At 75.1% G+C, this 17571-nt stretch carries 14 protein-coding genes; 8 read left to right on the forward strand and 6 right to left on the reverse strand.

Annotation, left to right across the window (positions count from 1 at the left end; translation table 11 throughout):
* The first annotated feature begins 45 nt into the window (after nucleotides 1–45).
* Nucleotides 46–723, forward strand: coding sequence for a transglycosylase SLT domain-containing protein (locus ACIQ9P_RS31130; RefSeq protein WP_402363560.1), 678 nt, complete (start codon nucleotides 46–48; stop codon nucleotides 721–723).
* A gap of 591 nt (nucleotides 724–1314) precedes the next feature.
* Here ACIQ9P_RS31130 and ACIQ9P_RS31135 read toward each other — a convergent pair.
* Nucleotides 1315–2196, reverse strand: coding sequence for a TetR family transcriptional regulator (locus ACIQ9P_RS31135; RefSeq protein ID WP_402363563.1), 882 nt, complete (start codon nucleotides 2194–2196; stop codon nucleotides 1315–1317).
* Between ACIQ9P_RS31135 and ACIQ9P_RS31140 the strand changes: the two genes are divergently transcribed.
* Both ACIQ9P_RS31140 and ACIQ9P_RS31145 read left to right on the forward strand, forming a co-directional pair.
* Nucleotides 2195–3712 (forward strand): MFS transporter, encoded by a 1518-nt coding sequence (locus ACIQ9P_RS31140; RefSeq protein WP_402363565.1) that lies wholly within the window; start codon nucleotides 2195–2197, stop codon nucleotides 3710–3712. The two genes, ACIQ9P_RS31135 and ACIQ9P_RS31140, sit on opposite strands and share 2 nt — an antisense overlap.
* 220 nt (nucleotides 3713–3932) lie before the next feature.
* On the forward strand, nucleotides 3933–4529 hold the full coding sequence (locus ACIQ9P_RS31145) for a GNAT family N-acetyltransferase (protein WP_402363568.1): 597 nt from the start codon (nucleotides 3933–3935) through the stop codon (nucleotides 4527–4529).
* A 73-nt stretch (nucleotides 4530–4602) separates the two neighbouring features.
* Here ACIQ9P_RS31145 and ACIQ9P_RS31150 read toward each other — a convergent pair whose 3' ends face one another.
* Complete coding sequence (locus ACIQ9P_RS31150; RefSeq protein ID WP_402363571.1) at nucleotides 4603–5841, reverse strand: threonine/serine exporter family protein; 1239 nt, start codon at nucleotides 5839–5841, stop codon at nucleotides 4603–4605.
* Nucleotides 5842–6142: 301 nt separating this feature from the next.
* On the opposite strand from ACIQ9P_RS31150, the gene ACIQ9P_RS31155 reads away from it, so the two are divergent.
* Nucleotides 6143–7156 carry a glycosyltransferase family 2 protein gene (locus tag ACIQ9P_RS31155; RefSeq protein WP_402363574.1) on the forward strand — a complete coding sequence of 338 codons (1014 nt, stop codon included), beginning with the start codon at nucleotides 6143–6145 and terminating at the stop codon, nucleotides 7154–7156.
* An 88-nt stretch (nucleotides 7157–7244) separates the two neighbouring features.
* Here ACIQ9P_RS31155 and ACIQ9P_RS31160 read toward each other — a convergent pair whose 3' ends face one another.
* Nucleotides 7245–7880 (reverse strand): hypothetical protein, encoded by a 636-nt coding sequence (locus ACIQ9P_RS31160; protein ID WP_402363577.1) that lies wholly within the window; start codon nucleotides 7878–7880, stop codon nucleotides 7245–7247.
* Between the two features lie 202 nt (nucleotides 7881–8082).
* Here ACIQ9P_RS31160 and ACIQ9P_RS31165 point away from each other — a divergent pair, with 202 nt between their 5' ends.
* The 3 genes from ACIQ9P_RS31165 to ACIQ9P_RS31175 all read left to right on the forward strand — a co-directional run bounded on the left by ACIQ9P_RS31165 (nucleotide 8083) and on the right by ACIQ9P_RS31175 (nucleotide 13507).
* Nucleotides 8083–11076 carry an FAD-binding and (Fe-S)-binding domain-containing protein gene (locus ACIQ9P_RS31165; protein WP_402363580.1) on the forward strand — a complete coding sequence of 998 codons (2994 nt, stop codon included), beginning with the start codon at nucleotides 8083–8085 and terminating at the stop codon, nucleotides 11074–11076.
* Between the two features lie 95 nt (nucleotides 11077–11171).
* Nucleotides 11172–11582, forward strand: a complete 411-nt coding sequence (locus ACIQ9P_RS31170; RefSeq protein ID WP_402363583.1) for a PaaI family thioesterase — start codon at nucleotides 11172–11174, stop codon at nucleotides 11580–11582.
* Nucleotides 11583–11989: 407 nt separating this feature from the next.
* Nucleotides 11990–13507, forward strand: a complete 1518-nt coding sequence (locus ACIQ9P_RS31175) for a SulP family inorganic anion transporter (RefSeq protein WP_402363901.1) — start codon at nucleotides 11990–11992, stop codon at nucleotides 13505–13507.
* A 358-nt stretch (nucleotides 13508–13865) separates the two neighbouring features.
* Here the strand turns inward: ACIQ9P_RS31175 and ACIQ9P_RS31180 are convergent, their stop codons facing one another.
* Entirely contained in the window at nucleotides 13866–14333 is a 468-nt protein-coding gene (locus ACIQ9P_RS31180) for a CBS domain-containing protein (protein WP_402363586.1), read from the reverse strand.
* 73 nt (nucleotides 14334–14406) lie between these two features.
* On the reverse strand, nucleotides 14407–15507 hold the full coding sequence (locus ACIQ9P_RS31185; RefSeq protein ID WP_402363589.1) for a slipin family protein: 1101 nt from the start codon (nucleotides 15505–15507) through the stop codon (nucleotides 14407–14409).
* 137 nt (nucleotides 15508–15644) lie between these two features.
* Here ACIQ9P_RS31185 and ACIQ9P_RS31190 point away from each other — a divergent pair, with 137 nt between their 5' ends.
* A complete protein-coding gene (locus ACIQ9P_RS31190; protein ID WP_402363592.1) occupies nucleotides 15645–16532 on the forward strand; it encodes a uracil-DNA glycosylase in 888 nt (295 codons plus the stop codon).
* A gap of 78 nt (nucleotides 16533–16610) precedes the next feature.
* Here the strand turns inward: ACIQ9P_RS31190 and ACIQ9P_RS31195 are convergent, their stop codons facing one another.
* Complete coding sequence (locus ACIQ9P_RS31195) at nucleotides 16611–17489, reverse strand: CHAD domain-containing protein (RefSeq protein ID WP_402363595.1); 879 nt, start codon at nucleotides 17487–17489, stop codon at nucleotides 16611–16613.
* Nucleotides 17490–17571: the final 82 nt, after the last annotated feature.

Raw genomic sequence — 17571 nt, forward strand, 5'->3', positions numbered from 1 at the left:
ACCCAGGTCCTGACGGCACCCCGACGGAAAAGGATTGTCCGCTCCATGCAGCTCAGCCATGCCCGCCGTAACTCGCTGATCACCGGTATCGCCACCCTCGTGGTGGCGAGCGCGGCCACCGCCGCCCTCGCCATCCCGGAGAGCGGCACCGCCGTCGCCGAGGCGCCCGTCGCCGCGGTGGCCGCCACCACCGACGGGATCTCGGCGGACGGGCAGGCGGCCGCGCAGGCGCAGGCCGAGGCGGACACCAAGGCACAGGCCGACGCCCAGGCCCAGGCCGACGCGCAGGCCGCCGCACAGGCCGAGGCTGATGCCGCCGCCGCGCAGGCCGACGCCCAGGCCGCGGCGAAGGCCCAGGCCGACGCCAAGGCGAAGTCCGACGCCGCCGCCTCCCGCTCGCAGGAGCGTTCCGCGCTGAACAGCAAGCCGACCTACTCCGGCAGCCCGCGCGAGATCGCCGCCCAGATCGTCCCGGCCGGCCAGCTCCAGTGCTTCAACAACATCGTGTCCCGCGAGAGCAGCTGGAACGTCACCGCGACCAATGCCTCCTCCGGCGCCTACGGCCTGGTCCAGGCCCTGCCCGGCTCCAAGATGGCCTCGGCCGGCTCCGACTGGCGCACCAACCCCGTCACGCAGATCAAGTGGGGCCTGGACTACATGAACTCCCGCTACGGCAGCCCGTGCGGCGCCTGGTCGTTCTGGCAGTCCCACCACTGGTACTGAGCCGACCCCGGCCCAGCCTGGGCCCCACTCCCGCGCTCGGCCGTGACCGTGGCCTTGGCTACGGCTACGGCTACGGCTACGGCTACGGTCTTGGCATTTTGCAAACAAGAGCTGTTTGCAAAATGCCAAGGGCCGACCGGCGGTGCAGCACCACCGAAGCAGCCCTGGGCAGCTGTCCCGCATTTTGCAAAGCCGCACTTTGCAAAATGCCGATAGGAGCGCCCACCCCCGAGCCCGCAGGCACACGCTTGCGGGCTCGGCGGCGTTCGGGGCACCGGGCGGATGCGGGCCGGGGGCGGGTTCGCGACCCGGACGGCCTCCGGCGATCCGGAGTTCGGCGGCCTCCCGCGATCGGCGGCCCTCAGGGCCCGGTGGGCGCTCGACGATCGGCGTTCGGCGGCCCTCAGGGGTCGGGCTGCAGTCGACGCCCAGTGGCGCTCCGGCCCGGCGGGTCTACCGGGCCCGGCCGTGCTCCGGCCCAGCGGTGTGGCCGGGCCCGGCGGTGCTCCGGCCCACGCTGGATCTCGGGCCCACGCTGGATACCGATCCCGGCCGGGCTCCGGCCCACGCCGGGTGTGGACAGGTCCGCCGTCAGGCCCGGGCCGTTCCGACCCGCCGCCCGCCGACACCACCCGGGCCACCGGGACCACCCGGACCACCTGAACGCCCCCACAGCGCCTGCCGCAGCAGCGGCAGATAGGAGCGCGCGATTTCATCGGCCGGCAGCGCGGCGAGCGGTTGGAGGCGCAGCACGTAGCGGGCCATGATCAGCCCGGCCAGCTGGGTGCCGAACAGGCAGGCCCGCCGGCGGGCGTCCGCGCCACCGAGCCGGGCCGCGATCAGGTCCACCATCTCGCGCTGCACGACCTCGCCCACCAACTGCGCGACCGCCGGGTCCAGCGCCGAGCCGCCGATCATGGCGCGCAACGGGCCCGCGCTGTCGGGGGCGTCCCAAACTCCGAGGAGCAGCCGCAGGGCGCGCTCGGGGAAGGTCTCCAGTTCGCCCTCCAGTGCTCCGGCCAGCAGTACCGCCGGGTTCCCGGTGAGGGCGAGGGCCGCCCCGAACAGGCCCTTCTTGCTGCCGAAGTAGTAGCTGACCAGCGCGAGGTCCACGCCCGCCTCGGCTGCCACCGACCGGAGCGTGACCGCGTGGTACCCCTCGGCCAGGAAGCGGCGGCGGGCGACGGCGAGGATCTGCTCCCTCGCCCCGGAGTTCCCACTGCGCCGGCCCCGGCGGGTCGCGCGCTCCCCGCCGGGCTCCCCGGACCGCTCACGGGTCGGCCCCCCTGACGGCTCGCGGGTCGGCTCCCCCGACGGAGCCCGAGGCGGCTCACGGGTCGGCTCACGGGTCGGCGCCCCGGCCCGGGCTCCGTCCGGCACCGCTTCCCCAGAATTCATCATGGTTGAAATGCTAGCCGCCGCACGCCCACGCTGGTCGGGCACCGACCGACCAGCGTGAGGAAGTCCTGCCATGCCCGCCACCGCCGCGCCCCCCGACCGGGCGGCCGCTGCCGCCGCCCCGGACCGCCGCCACCGCGCCGTCCTCCTCGTCACCTGTCTCGCGCTGGCCACCGTGGTCGCCGGGATGGCCTCGCTCAACGTGGCCCTGCCGGACATCGCCCGCGCCACCGGCGGCAGCCAGACCCAGCTGTCCTGGATCATCGACGCCTACAGCCTGGTGTTCGCCGCCCTGCTGCTGCCGGCCGGCGCCATCGGGGACCGGTTCGGGCGGCGGCGCGCCCTGCTGGTGGGCCTGGCGCTGTTCGGCGCCGGCTCCGGGCTGGCCGCGCTGACCACCGACCCCGGTGCCCTGATCGCGTTGCGCGCCCTGCTCGGCGTCGGCGCGGCGCTGGTGATGCCGGCCACCCTGTCGACGATCACCAGCACCTTCCCGCCGGAGCGGCGGGCCCGGGGTGTCGCCGCCTGGGCGGCGGTCGCGGGCGCGGCGGCGGTGCTCGGCCTGTTCGCCACCGGCATCCTGCTGGAGCTGTGGTCCTGGCCGTCGATCTTCGTGCTGAACGTGGTGCTGGCGGTCCTGGCCCTGGCCGGCACCCTGCTGTTCGTCCCGGAGTCCGCCGAGCCGGACGCGCCCCGGCTGGACGTCGTCGGCGCCCTGCTGGCCGTGGCCGGTCTGGGCTCGCTGGTCTACGCGGTGATCGAGGCGCCGGTCCGGGGCTGGGCCGACCCGTGGACCCTGGTCGGCGCGCTCGCCGGGCTGGCGCTGCTGGCCGGCTTCGTCCGCTGGGAGCTGCGGCGGCGGCACCCGCTGCTGGACCCCCGGCTGTTCCGCGAGCGCCGGTTCGCGGCCGGGACGCTGTCGATCACGTGCCAGTTCTTCGCCTTCTTCGGCTACCTCTTCGTGATCATGCAGTACCTGCAGCTGGTCCGGGAGCGCAGCGCGCTGTCGGCGGCCGTCGCGCTGCTGCCGATGGCGCTCGGGATGATGCCCGCCGCCCGGCTCAGCCCGCGGCTGACCGACCGGTTCGGCGCGCGGGGTCCCTGGGTGGCGGGCCTGCTGCTGATCGCGGGCGCGATGGCCTCGCTCGCGCTGCTCGACGCCGACAGTTCCGGCTGGCTGGTGGCGGCCATTCTGTTCCCGCTCGGTCTGGGCTCGGGCCTCGCCATGACGCCCGCCACCACGGCCATCACCGAGGCCCTGCCGAGCTCCCTGCAGAACGTCGGTTCGGCGATGAACGACCTGGCCCGGGAGCTGGGCGGCGCCCTCGGGATCGCGGTGCTCGGCAGCGTCCTGACCGCCGGCTACCGCGACCGGGTGGACGTCACCGGGCTGCCGCCGCAGCTGGCCGAAGCGGCCCGCGCCTCCCTCGGCGCCGCCTCCCGGTTCGGGTCGCCGGTCGCCGACCGGGCCCGCGACGCCTTCGTCGGCGCCATGCACCTGACGGTTCTGACCTCCGCCGGTGTTGTCGCCCTCGCGGCCGTCGCGGTGGCGCTCCTGCTGCGCGGCACGACGTCGCGGACCGGCCGCTGAGCGGACCCTCCGGACGCGGTGCCTCCGGACCGCCCCCGCACCGTCCGGGGGCGGTCCGGGGCTCGTTCGAGGCTCGCCCACCGCTCGTTCGGGCATCGCCGAGGGATCGCCGGGGGCTCGTTCGAGGACGATTCGCGGTGCTTCGCGGACGGTCCGTTCGAATGCGGGCTGGCCGAAATCCCAGTGGCCCGGCGAGCACGCGCCGGGCCAGAGTGGGCGCATGGATCAGGTGAGACTCTCGGACGGGGTCGTCACGCTCACCCCGTTCCGGGCCGCGGACATCGACGCGCACCTGGCGGGCGAGGACGACGAGCTGGTGCGCTGGCTGAGCGGTGGGCCGAGCACCCGGGCGGCGACCGAGGAGTACGTGCGGCGGTGCACCGCGCACTGGGCGTACCGGGGGCCGGCGCGGGTGTTCGGCATCCGGACCGGTTCGGCGCCGGTGCTCGTCGGCACGATCGACCTGCGGTTCGCGATGCCGTGCCTCGGCCGGGGGCAGGTCAACATCGCCTACGGCCTCTACCCCGCCTGGCGCGGACGGGGCCTGGCGACCCGGGCGGTGCACCTGGTGTGCCGGTACGCGGCGCGGGAGGGCGCGACCGAGGGCGTGATCCGGGTCGATCCGGAGAACACCCTCTCGGCGGCGGTCGCCCGGCGGGCCGGATTCCGGTACTCCGAGCGGGTGATGGAACCCACCGGCAACCGGCTCGACTGGTATCTGCGCGAGCTGGTCGCCGCCCCGGCGGACCGCCCAGCGGAGCGCCCCGACGAGCACCCGGCCGAGCACCCCGTCCCGGCGGCCGGCTGCTCCGTCTGACGGCCCGGCCCCCACCCTCCCCTGGCCCCGGCTCGGCCCCCGCTGATGCCCCCGGCCCCGGCTCCGGCTCCGCTCACTCCCCGCGCCGCGCGGCCGCCAGCACCTCGCCCGCGAGCAGGCCCACCGCGATCGTCGTCACCAGCGTCACCAGCTGCGTCAGATCACGGAAGCCGGCGATCGGATGACCGCCGGCCAGGTCGGTCAGCCCGCGCATGCCGAGCGAGCCGACGGTCAGGGTGAAGAAGCCGGGCAGCAGCAGGAGCAGCCGCGGCGGCGCGGCCGGACGGGCGGCGACCCGGGTCGCCGCGGCGCTGAGCGCGAGCGCGGCGACGAAGGTCCCGGTGACCTCGCCGGCCAGCCAGGTGAACAGGGTCTGCACCGCCACCGTCAGGTAGACCAGCAGCAGCAGCGACGGCCCGAGCCGCAGCGGGATCGCGAAGGCCAGCACGGTGCCGGCCGTGAAGACGATCCAGGCCGTGAACAGCGCCCAGCGCGGCAGGTCCTGCGCGGCGGCCACGTCGAACAGGGCGTGCCGGTCCCGCCCGGTGACGGCGAGTCCGACCAGCACCCCGACGTACAGCTGGAGCAGCAGGAACACCGCGTACACCAGCCGGACCGCGCCGGGGGTGATGTGGCCCGCGGCGAGTTCGGCGGCGGCGGCGCTCAGGTAGTCGCCGGGGACGAAGAAGAACAGCGCGGGCAGCATGATCAGCACCGGCCCGCCGTGCTCCGGGGTCCGGGCGAACAGCAGCAGCGCGATCACCGACACCAGGACGGCCGCGACGAACGGCAGCACCGCGCCCAGCCGGGGCCACCGGGACGCGCCGACGGCGAGCGCCGCGCTCGCCGTGCCGAGGACGGCGGTGGAGCCGATCTCCCACCAGGTCGGCTGCATCAGCGGGGCGAAGCCGACGGCGAACATCACGATCCCGAACGCCTTCACCCACCAGGGGTACGGCGGCGGGGAGGCGTCGATGGCGGCGAGCCGGGCGGCCGCGGCGGGCAGGTCGAGCCGGCCGGCGGTGACCTCGGCCAGCAGCGGTTTCACGGCGGCGAGCTGGTCCAGCCGGAACACCTCCGGGAACGCCCGGACGGTCACCGTACCGGTCTCGCCGCCGGCCGTGACGGTCAGCACCGCGCCGTCCGGGACGACCAGCAGTCGGGCCGCGCCGCCGAACGCCCGGGCCGCGTCCGCGACCTCCGGCTCCAGCCGTTGGACGCCCTCGCCGCTGTTGCGGAGCAGGACGGTGGTCAGCCGGACCAGGAAGGCGGTGAGCTCGCCGTGCCGGGGCGGCCGCGTCCGCTGCTCCATGCCCGCCTCCGTCCGCGCGACGCCGCGGCGCCCCCATGGTGTCCGGGTGGCGTCCGGGCGGTCTCCCGTGGTGTTCCGCGGCAGCCCCGCGGCGTCGCCTCCAGACTGCCCGCCGCCGCCGGATGCCGCGCGCCGAACCGGCGCCCGGGGGCGGGGGCGGAGTCCGCGTTCCTGACGTGGACGCGACCGGGGCAGCCGGTGAAGATATGGCGTACGTCCATACGATTTGGTAGGTCTTGATCGGATTTACGGACCGTCAGGGCTTTGCCACCGTTCGCAGGCGCTCCTACGCTCCGGCGTCATGCCCTCACCCCTGATCAGCGTCGTGATCCCCGCCTACGACCAGCAGAAACAGCTGGCGGACTGCCTGGACTCGCTGCTCGCCCAGTCCTTCCGCGACTTCGAGGTGCTGGTGGTCGCCGACCGGTCCCCCGACTGCCCGGCCCAGCTGGTCGAGCGCTACGCCGCCCGGCACCCCCAGGTCTCCGTCCTCCAGCTCGACGCGGCGGTCGGCGTCGGCGTCAGCCGCAACGCGGGCGCCGCCCGGGCCCGCGGCGAGTACCTGCTCTTCCTCGACGCGGACCACCTGCTCGCCCGCGACGCCCTGAGCTCCTTCGCCGACCACCTGGAGCGGACCGGGCCGGTCGACGTGCTGCTGTTCGGGCACACCCGCCAGCACGCCGGCCGGGACTGGCCGGGCGGCGCCGAGACGCTGCTGGCCGAGGCCGGGCCCGAGGTGTCCGGCCCGGCGGACCGGCCGGAGCTGCTGGGCGCGCCGCCGCTGATCTGGGACCGCCTGGTGCGGCAGGAGCACTGGCGCGGGCAGGCGCTGTCCTTCCCCGAGGGCCGCTACGAGGAGATCCCCGTCGTCCACCGGGCGATGCTGACGGCCCGGCGGATCGCCGTCCTGCCGCGCGCCTGCGTGCAGCTGCGCCGCCGTGAGACCGTCCACCCGACCGGCTCCCCGGGGAGCAGCAGCTTCGACCTGTTCGACCAGTACGAGCGGACCTTCGCGCTGCTGGACGAGCTGGACGTGCCCGGGGCCGTCCGGGACGTCCTGTTCACCCGGATGATCCGGCACTACCTGTTCGTCTTCGACCTCGCCGGCTGCGTCACCCGGGCCGAGCGCCCGCAGTTCTTCCACCGCGCGGCCGAGCACCACCGGCGGTTCCAGCCCACCGGTCACCGCCGCCCGGGCGGCCGCGAGGGCGTCAAGTTCTCCCTGCTGGCCGGGGGCGCCTACCCGGCGTTCGAGGTGGCCAAGCTGTCGCACATCGCCGCCGGCACCCTCACCGGCGCCTCCCGCCGCCGCTGACGGCGGGGCGCAGGAGGCCGGGGCGGGACCGGGCCGGGGCGGGACCGGGGGCGGCGCGGGTCGGCGCCGCGCCCGGCCGGCGCCCGGGTCAGGCGTGCGCCGTGCCGCCGTCGGCGGCCATGGCGGTCGCGATGCGGTGCAGGGTGTCCGTACGGAGGTCCTCCGGCAGCGGCGGGAGCAGGTCCATCCAGAGCGCGAGGGTGGAACCGATCAGCTGGCGCTGGCCCTCGGGGCGGGCGATCAGCCACAGGTGGAGGTGGGCCCCGCCGTCGCCCCAGCGGTTCACGTGGACGCGCCCGATGCCGCCGAGCGCGAGGATCGCCCGCTCCACCCGCTGGAGCATCGGGCCGAGCTCGACCGCCCGGGCCGGCGGGAGGTCCGTCAGGTCGTGGTGCGCGCGCGGGCCGAGGAACAGCACCGCGGGCAGGCCGTAGGGCGCGTCGAACTCCCGCAGCCGCCAGTGCTCGTCGGTCCAGACGAAGTCCTCGTCCGGGCGGCGGCACTCGTGGCACTCCTCCGCCCCCGCCTCGCCGTGCCGGGCGGGCTCGGGCAGCTCGGCGGCCTCCAGCGGACGGACGGTCAGCTCGCCCTCGTAGGGGAAGATCGACCAGGAGGGCGCCGCGTCCGCAGGTATCGGCAGCCGCTCTCCGACCGGCGGCAGATGGGCGAGGAAGCGGCGGGGGTCGTCAGGGTTCTTGGGGCGGTCGGGGTTCTCAGTGATCACGAAGGCCGACCGTGCCACAGCCCCGGGGCCGCCGCCAGGGGTTTTCCCTCCGGGTCCGGCCCGCGTGACCGGCCTGCGCGCCTTTCTCCCACTGTCCGCCGCGCTCCACCGCGCTCCGTCCGGGTGCCGTCCGCCCGCCGTCGTCCGGGGCGGGCTGCGATGATCGGCGGGGACCGTTCGCCACCGCCCGGGAGGACCACGCGTGAGCCGCCCCGACAGCACCCCCGACAGCGCCCCCGGCACCGGTCCGGCGCGCGGACCGGCCCGCGACCTCGCCCACGAACTGGCCGCCGCCCTGCGCGGCGAGGTCCGCTTCGGCGCCGCCGAGCGGACCGTCTACAGCCATGACGCCTCCAACTACCGCCACCTCCCGCTCGGCGTGGTCAAGCCCGCCGACCTCGACGACGTGCGCGCCGCCCTCGCGCTCTGCCGCCGCCACCGGGTGCCCGTGGTGGCACGCGGCGCCGGGACCAGCATCGGCGGGCAGGCGATCGGCCCCGGCGCGGTGGTGTTCGACTTCCGCCGCCACCTGGGCGCCGTCCTCGACATCGACCCCGAGCGCCGGACCGCCCGCGTCCAGCCCGGCACGGTGCTCGACGACCTCCAGCGCGCCGCCCGCCCGTACGGCCTGCGGTTCGGCCCGGACCCGTCCACCCACAGCCGCTGCACCCTCGGCGGCATGATCGGCAACGACTCCTGCGGCGCGCACTCGGTGGCCTGGGGCCGCACCGCCGACAACGTCGAGTCGCTGGAACTGCTGCTCGCCGACGGCACCGAACTGACCGTCGGCCGCCCCCTCACCCCCGCCGAACGCGCCGCCCTCGCCGCCCGGCCCGGCCCCGAGGGCCGGCTCCACCACCGGCTCCAGGAGTTCACCGAACGGAACCTCGGCACCATCCGCCGCGGCCTGCCCGCACTCCCCCGCCGGGTCTCCGGCTACCCGCTGGACGCGCTGCTGCCCGAACGCGGCCACCACCTGGCCCGCGCCCTCACCGGCACCGAGGGCACCTGCGCGCTGCTGCTCGGCGCCACCGTCCGGCTGGTCGAGGAGCCGCGCGCCCACGCCCTGGTGGTGGCCGGCTACCCGGACGAGACGGCCGCCGCCGACGCCGTGCCCGCCCTGCTGCCGCTCGGCCCGCTCACCGTCGAGGGCATGTCCGCCGACCTGATCGCCGCGCTGCTCGCCGCCGGACCGCGCCCGCCGGCCCTCGACCGGCTGCCCGACGGCGCCTGCTGGCTCTTCCTCGAAGCCGGCGGCGCCACCGCCGCCGAGGCCCTCGACGCCGCCCGCCGGCTCGTCGACGCCGTCCGGCGCGAACGCACCGCCACCGCCGCCGTGGTCACCGACCCGGCCGAGCAGCGCCGGCTCTGGGCCGTGCGCGAGGCCGGCGCCGGGATCGTGACCCGGCTGCCCGGCGGCGGCGAGGCGTGGCCCGGCTGGGAGGACTCGGCCGTCCCGCCGGAGCGGCTCGGCGACTACCTGCGCGGTCTGCGCGCGCTGCTGCGCCGCCACGGCCTGCGCGGCGTGCCGTACGGGCACTTCGGCGAGGGCTGCGTCCACCTGCGGATCGACTTCCCGCTCACGCTGCCGCAAGGGCTGCCCGTGTTCCGGGAGTTCATGGAGCAGGCGGCCGATCTGGTGGTCTCGTACGGCGGTTCGCTCTCCGGCGAGCACGGGGACGGGCAGGCCCGGGGCGAACTGCTGACGCGCATGTACCCGCCCGAGGTCATCGACCTGTTCCGCGAGTTCAAGCAGCTCTGGGACCCGGGGAACCTGCTCAACCCCGGTGCCCCGGCCGACCCGCGCCCGCTGGACGCCGACCTCCGCTTCGGCGGGCCCCCGGTGCGGGAGCTGCCGCTCGCCCTGCCGTACGAGCAGGACGACGGCAGCCTCACCAAGGCGGTCCGCCGTTGCGTGGGGGTCGGCAAGTGCGTCGACCCGACCACCGGCGTGATGTGCCCGAGCTACATGGCCACCGGCGAGGAACGGCACTCCACCCGGGGCCGGGCCCGGCTGCTCGCCGAGATGCTGCGCGGGGCCGGGCAGCTCCCCGGCACACTCCCCGGCGCCGGGGCCGGGGCTGGCGCCGCGATCACGGACGGCTGGCGGTCCGCCGAGGTACGCGAGGCGCTGGACCTCTGCCTGGGCTGCAAGGGCTGCGCGAGCGACTGCCCGGTCCAGGTAGACATGGCCACCTACCGGAGCGAGTTCCTCTACCAGCACTACCGGCACCGGCCCAGGCCCGCCGCGCACTACGCGATGGGCCGGCTGCCGCTGTGGCTGCGCGGCGCCGCGCTCGCGCCCGGCCTGGTGAACGCGATCGCCCGCTCACCGGCCGCCCCGGTGCTCAAACGGCTCGGCGGCATCGACGGCCGCCGGGCCCTGCCGGTACTGCCCCCGGAGACCTTCACCCGCTGGTACCGGCGGCACCGGGCCGGGCACCCGGCCGCGCTGGGCGCGCGGCCCGTCCTGCTCTGGCCGGACACCTTCTCCGACCACCTCCAGCCGGAGGTCCTGCGCGCGGCCGTCGAGGTCCTGGAACACCTCGGCTTCGACGTCCGGCTCCCCTCCGGGCCGGTCTGCTGCGGCCTGACCTGGTACTCCACCGGCCAACTCCCGGGCGCCCGGCGGGTGATGCGCCGCAGCCTGACCGCGCTCGCCGCCACCGGCCTGCCCGCCGACACACCCGTCGTCGGGATGGACCCCAGCTGCACCGCCACCCTGCGCGAGGAAGTGCCGCGCCTGCTCGGCGCCGAGGGCCGCCCCCTGGCCGAACGCACCCGCACCTTCGCCGAGTTCGTCGACGAGTACGCGCCGGACGCGGCCCTGCCACGACTGCCGGTGGACGCCGTCACCCAGACCCACTGCCACCAGCACGCGGTGCTCGGCAACGCGGCGGACCGCCGGATCGAGCGGCGGATGGGCGTCGAGAACCGGGTCCTGGACTCCGGCTGCTGCGGACTCGCGGGCAACTTCGGCTTCGAGCGCGGGCACTACGAGATCTCGGCGGCGATCGCCGAACGGGTGCTGCTCCCGGAGGTCCGGGCCGCCGGACCGGACACCGTGATCCTCGCGGACGGCTTCAGCTGCCGCACCCAGATCGCCCAACTGGCCGACGGGCGGCGGGCGCTGCACCTGGCGGAACTGATGCTCCGGGCACTGCGGGAGCAGGCGGGCGGGTCTTCGGGCGGGTAGCCGGGCGGGTAGCCGGCGCATCCGGCGGCCGCCGCCCCGACGCCCGGGCCCGCCGAGTCCCTGACACCGTTCGCGGCGGCCGCCACAATGACGGCATGACCCTCACCACCGCCGAGGCGGACAAGATCCTGGCCGACAACTTCGCTCCCTGGGTACAGGCGCTCGGCCTGTCGGTGACCGGTACCGGGGAGCGCCACGCCGTGCTCCGGCTGCCCTGGTCCGATCAGCTCGCCCGGGAGGGCGGCGCGCTGTCCGGCCAGGCGCTGATGGCGGCGGCGGACACCGCGAGCGTGATCGCGGTGTCCGCGGCCCGGGGCGGCTTCGGCCAGATGACGACCGTCCAGCAGTCCACCAGCTTCCAGCGCGCGGTCGTCGGACAGGACGTCCTGGTGCACGCCCGGGTCACCAAGCTGGGCCGGCGGATCGCCTTCCTGGACATCACCCTCACCGCCGAGGGCGAGGAGGAGCCGGCCGCCCACGCCACCACGGTCTACGCCCTCGCCTGAAGCCCCCTCCCCGGGCCGGGAGCGGGACCGGCCCGGGCCCGGCCCGGGAGCGGGAGCGTCGCCGGGTAGAGTTGCCGACCGTCGGGCGCGTGCCGCTGCCCGACGGTCCGGTACGCCGGGGCCACTGCCGCCCCCGGCACAGATTCCCTTTCCGCAGGAAACGAGCGTGCGCGAGGCCAGAACGCCCGGCACCGACGCCTGCCCGCCGTGACGCCGCGCCACCTGGCGTGAGACCGGCCCCGACGACTCCGCCCCCACACGCTTCCGCGTTCCGCGTTCCCGTCCCGGTCTCCCACCGGGACTTCGGCAGGGTGCCGTCCGCACCCGCGCCCACCTCCTCCTCGCGCGCCCGGTGTGCACCCGGCCGCGCCCGAGTACGACAGGTCCCCTGCGTGTCCGCTCCCCCCGTGCCCCGGGCTCCCCGCCCGTCCCGTCCGTTCCGCGTCGTAGGCCCGGGCGGTCTGCTGCCCGCGTGGGTGTCGGACCCGAAGGTCTGGCGCACCGAGGTGCTGGCCGGCCTGGTGGTGGCGCTGGCGCTGATACCGGAGGCGATCTCCTTCTCGATCATCGCCGGAGTGGACCCGAAGATCGGCCTGTTCGCCTCCTTCACGATGGCGGTGACCATCTCCGTCGTCGGCGGACGCCGGGCGATGATCTCGGCCGCCACCGGCGCGGTGGCGCTGGTGATCGGGCCGCTCAACCGCGAGCACGGGTTCGGGTACCTGGTGGCCGCCGTCGTCCTGGCCGGCGTGTTCCAGATCGCGCTGGGCGCGCTCGGGGTGGCGAAACTGCTGCGGTTCGTGCCGCGGGCGGTGATGGTCGGTTTCGTCAACTCGCTGGCGATCCTGGTGTTCGTGGCCCAGCTGCCCGAGCTCGGCCGGGTGCCGTGGGCCGTGTACCCGCTGTTCGCGGGCGGTGTGGCGCTGCTGGTGCTGCTGCCGAGGCTGAGCACGGTGGTGCCGGCACCGCTGGTGTCGATCGCCGTCCTCACCGCGATCACCGTCGGCGCCGGGATCGCGGTGCCGACCGTCGGGGACAAGGGGGCGCTGCCCTCCTCGCTGCCCGTACCGGGACTGCCGGACGTGCCGTTCACCCTGGGGACGCTGACCACGATCGCGCCGTACGCGCTGGCGATGGCGCTGGTGGGCCTGATGGAGTCGCTGATGACCGCCAAGCTGGTCGACGACATCACCGACACCCGCTCGAACAAGACCCGTGAGTCGATCGGGCAGGGCATCGCGAACATCGTCACCGGACTGTTCGGCGGCATGGGCGGCTGCGCCATGATCGGGCAGACCATGATCAACGTGAAGGTGTCCGGGGCCCGTACCCGGCTGTCGACGTTCCTGTCGGGCGCGCTGCTCATGGTGCTGTGCATCGTGCTCGGGCCCGTGGTCTCGGACATTCCGATGGCGGCGCTGGTCGCCGTGATGGTGATGGTGTCCTTCGCGACCTTCGACTGGCACTCGATCGCCCCCGCGACGCTGCGGCGGATGCCGGCCGGCGAGATCGCGGTGATGGTGATCACGGTCGTCTGCGTGGTCGCCACCCACAACCTCGCGATCGGGGTTGTCGTCGGCTCGGTCACCGCGATGGCCGTCTTCGCCCGCCGGGTGGCCCGGCACGCCGACGTCACCGCCGTCACCGACCCGGACGGGACACAGGTGGTGTACGCCGTGACCGGCGAGCTTTTCTTCGCCTCCAGCAACGAGCTGGTCGGACGGTTCGACTACGCCGACGACCCGGATCTCGTCGTCGTCGACCTCAGCGGGGCGCACGTCTGGGACGCCTCCTCGGTCGCGGCCCTGGACACCGTGACGGCCAAGTACGCCCAGCGCGGCAAGACCGTCCGGATCACCGGCCTCAACGACCCGAGCGCCGAACTCCACAACCGTCTCTCCGGCGAACTCGTCGCCGGCCACTGACCCGCCCCCTCGGGCCCGCCGCCTCCCGCCGGCCTGCCGTTCGCCCCTCTCGCTGCCCTCGCAGCCCTCGCACCTTCTCGCACCTCGCCGGCCCGCCTCCCCTCGCGCATTTTGCAAAGGGTGACTTTGCAAGATGCACGAGCCCGGGAACCTTTGCAAAATGCGCGGACCCGGGAGCCCGCGAGCCCCCCTTGCCCCGCCCCTGATCCGCTCGGCACACCCGTTTCAGCTGTCGCGCCCCTTTCCGCACCCTTCTCGCATTTTGCAAAGTCGTACGTTGCAAAATGCGAGAAGGGGCGGGATGGAGCGAGGCGCGGTGAGGCACGGTGCGGCGCGGCGCAGACGCCGCCCTTGCGCGTCAGGCGCCCCGCGACGTCTCCAGCACCTCCTGCGAACGCGGCGAGTCCTCGGCGCAGACCGCCGTCACGAACTCCGCCAGCCTCGTCTGCGGCATGCCGCGCGCGATGTCGGCCTCGCTGATCATCCCGACCAGCTCGTGCTCAGGGTGGTTGATCACCGGCAGGCGTCGCACCCGGTACTGCTCCATCACCCGCAGTACCTGTTCGACGTCCTCGTCCGCCTCCACCGTCATCGGCCGCCCCTGGGCCACCTCCCCCGCGGTCACCCGCTCCGGGTCCAGGCCCTCCGCGACGCACTTCAGCACGATGTCCCGGTCGGTGAGGATCCCCAGCAGCTTCTGCCGCTCACCGCAGATCGGCAACGCCCCGACATCGCGTTCCCTCATGAGCCGGGCCGCGGTGGCGAGCGTCTCGTGCTCGCGCACGCACTCGGCCCCCTGATGCATGATGTCGCCCGCACTGGTCATGATCGGCCTCCTGACCTGCCTGCCACTCCCGTCACTCCATCGTGGTCCGGCTGCCGGGGCCCCGCCACCGGGCCTACCGGCCGACGCCCGGCCCGTCCTCCCGCCCGTCCTCCCGCTCGTCCTCGGACCCGGCCGGCACATCCACCGGCACATCCACCGGCACGTCGAGCAGCACCGTGTCCGGCACACCGGACGGCACGTCGAGCGGCGGATCCGGCGGCGGGCTCTCCAGCACCTCCTCCAACGGCGGGAGTTCGCGCAGCTCGACCCCACCCACCGAGGGCGCCCCGTCCACCGGCCCCGGCACCTCGGCCGACTCCCCCGGCCCCGCCTCCGACCCCGGCCCCGCCTCCGCCTCCGACCCCGACCCCGCCGCCGATCCCGCGGCCCCGTCCGCGGCCCGCCGGTGGGTCTCCGTCGCACTGTCCAGGAAGCGCAGCAGTTCCACCGGGAACGGCAGCACCAGCGTCGAGTTCTTCTCCGCCGCGACCTCCACCACCGTCTGCAACAGCCGCAGTTGGAGCGCCGCCGGGGTCGCGCTCATCACCGCCGCCGCCTCCGACAGCCGCGCCGACGCCTGGTACTCGCCGTCGGCCGTGATGATCCGCGCCCGCCGCTCCCGCTCGGCCTCCGCCTGCCGGGACATCGAGCGCTTCATCGACTCCGGCAGGGCGACGTCCTTGATCTCCACCCGGTCGATCTCGATGCCCCAGCCGAGGGCCGGACTGTCGATCATCAACTCCAGCCCCTGGTTGATGGGTTCCCGGTTGGCCAGCAGGTCGTCCAGCTCGCTCTTGCCGATGATCGACCGCAGCGAGGTCTGCGCCACCTGGGAGATGGCGAAGTTGTAGTCCTGCACGTTGATGATCGCCTTCACCGGGTCCTCGACCCGGAAGTACACGACGGCGTCCACCCGGACGGTCACGTTGTCCCGGGTGATGCCCTCCTGCGCCGGAATCGGCAACGTCACGATCTGCACGTTCACCCGGCGCAGTCTGTCGGCGACCGGGATCAGCGCGACCAGTCCCGGACCGCGCACCTCGTCCTGCACACGGCCGAACCGGAACACCACGCCCTGCTGGAACTGCTGCACGACCCGGACGCTCAGCCCGGCCACCACGGCCGTCAGCATCAGGACGACCACCACGACCGCTATCACCACATCGACGACCATCACGGCCTCCTCGCGCGGCAGCGAGCCCCGGCCGTCGCCGACCCAGCCGGCCGACGGCCGCCGGAACAGCTGGTTCCACGCTACGCATGCCCCGTCCGGGCCGGGACGAACCCCGGGCAGAGCCTAGGATCGTCGCCATGCCGAAGTCCCCCGCCGACGCCCCGACGGACGGCACCCCGGACCCCGCCCAGCACTCCGCCCAGGACCCCATCGAGGACCTCAGCGAGGACCCCGCACGCGACTCCGACCCGGCCCGCGACCCCGACCATCCGCGCCACCCCGCCGCGGCCGCCGCCCGGGCCCCGGACCTCACCGCCCTCGACCGCGTCGTCACCGGCTGCCGGGCCTGCCCCCGGCTGGTCGAGTGGCGTGAGGAGAGCGCCCGGGTCAAACGCCGCGCCTACCTGGACTGGGACTACTGGGCCCGCCCGATCCCCGGCTTCGGCCCGCCGGACGCCCCGCTCGTCCTGGTCGGTCTCGCCCCCGCCGCCCACGGCGGCAACCGAACCGGCCGGATCTTCACCGGCGACCCCTCCGGCGACCTGCTGTACGCGGCCCTGCACGACCTGGGACTCGCCAACCGCGCCCGCTCCGTGCGGCACGGCGACGGCCTCGCCCTGCACGGCGTGCGGATCACCGATCCGGTCCGCTGCGCCCCGCCCGACAACAAGCCGACCACCGCCGAACGCGACACCTGCCGGCCCTGGGTCACCCGCGAGTTCGAGCTTCTCCGCCCCACCGTGCGCAGCGTGGTGGCGCTCGGTGGTTTCGCCTGGCAGGCGGTCCTCCCGGCGCTCACGGCGGGCGGCTGGACGGTCCCCCGGCCCCGGCCGTTGTTCGGCCACGGCGCGCACGTCACCCTGCCCGCCCGTGACGGCGGCCCGCCGCTGGAGCTGTACGGCTGCTACCACGTCAGCCCGCGCAACACGAACACCGGCCGGCTCAGCACCGTGATGCTGCGCGAGCTGCTGCGGACCGCCGCCCGTTCCGCCGGGCTCGACCCGACGGAGGAGTCGGAGGAGTGATCGCCCGGAGCACGGAGGGCGGGAGCACCGATGGCCGGAGCACGGAGGCCGCCGCGCCCGCCGCGCCCTCCCCGCTCCTCAGACGAACCGGGCCAGTTCCGGCCGGGCCGCCCGTTCCCACACCTCCGGCAGCGCGAGCCGCGCCCGCTCCGCCTCCGCCAGCTGCTGCCCGTACAGCACGCCGTAGCCGAAGGGCTCCTTCGAGGTGGGTGCCTGTCGGCGCAGTTCGGTCGAGGCGACCACCGCGTCCTGGTGCTCGCCCAGGACTTCCTGGACGGCCTTCATCCGGGCGACGTACCGTTCGGCCGCCCGGCCCGCCACCGGCAGCGCCGTCTCGCCCGCGTACCGGGCGCGTTTGGCGGCCTTGCGGGCCTCGTGCAGCGCGATGTCCTGTTCTTCGCCCCCGTCGGCCAGCGCGGTCCGGATCCGGTCCGCGGTGCGTCGCTGTTCCCTGGTGGCGACCCGGGTCAGCTCGGGGCCGGCCGCCCGGTCGGCGCGGCCGCGCAGCGGCGGGTCGGTGAGGAGGGCGGCGAGTCCGTCGGCGAGGGCACGGCGGCGGGGGCTGTCCAGGGCGGCGACGACCTCCGGCCGGACCCGGCGGTACTCGGCCTCCGCCCGGCGTTCCAGTTCGGCGGCGATCCGCTCGGGTCCGCACTCCGCGGGCAGTTGCCGGGCCCGGTCCGCCAGTCGTTCGCCCAGGACCTCCTGGTCCCGGGCCCGGCCCAGCGCCGCGGCGAGCCAGCGCAGCTCGGCCACGAGCCCGTCGGTGGCTCCGGGGGCGAGCAGCCGCCGGTAGGTCCGGAACGCGCTGCGCAGCCGGCGGCAGGCGACCCGCATCCGGTGCACGGCGTCCGGTTCGTCGGCGCGCACGGCCTCGTCCAGCCCGGCCAGCACCTCGGCCTGCGCCCGGATCCGTCCGAGCACCACCTCACCCACGGTGACCGTGTCGAGGGCCATCCGCCTGCACCCCCTTCCGGGGCGTCCGGGAATCGCCTCCAGGCTAGCCCGCGCCCCGCCCGGAGGGCAGCGCACCTTTCCG

It is taken from the genome of Kitasatospora sp. NPDC094019 (genome assembly GCF_044764505.1).
Lineage (GTDB): Bacteria > Actinomycetota > Actinomycetes > Streptomycetales > Streptomycetaceae > Kitasatospora.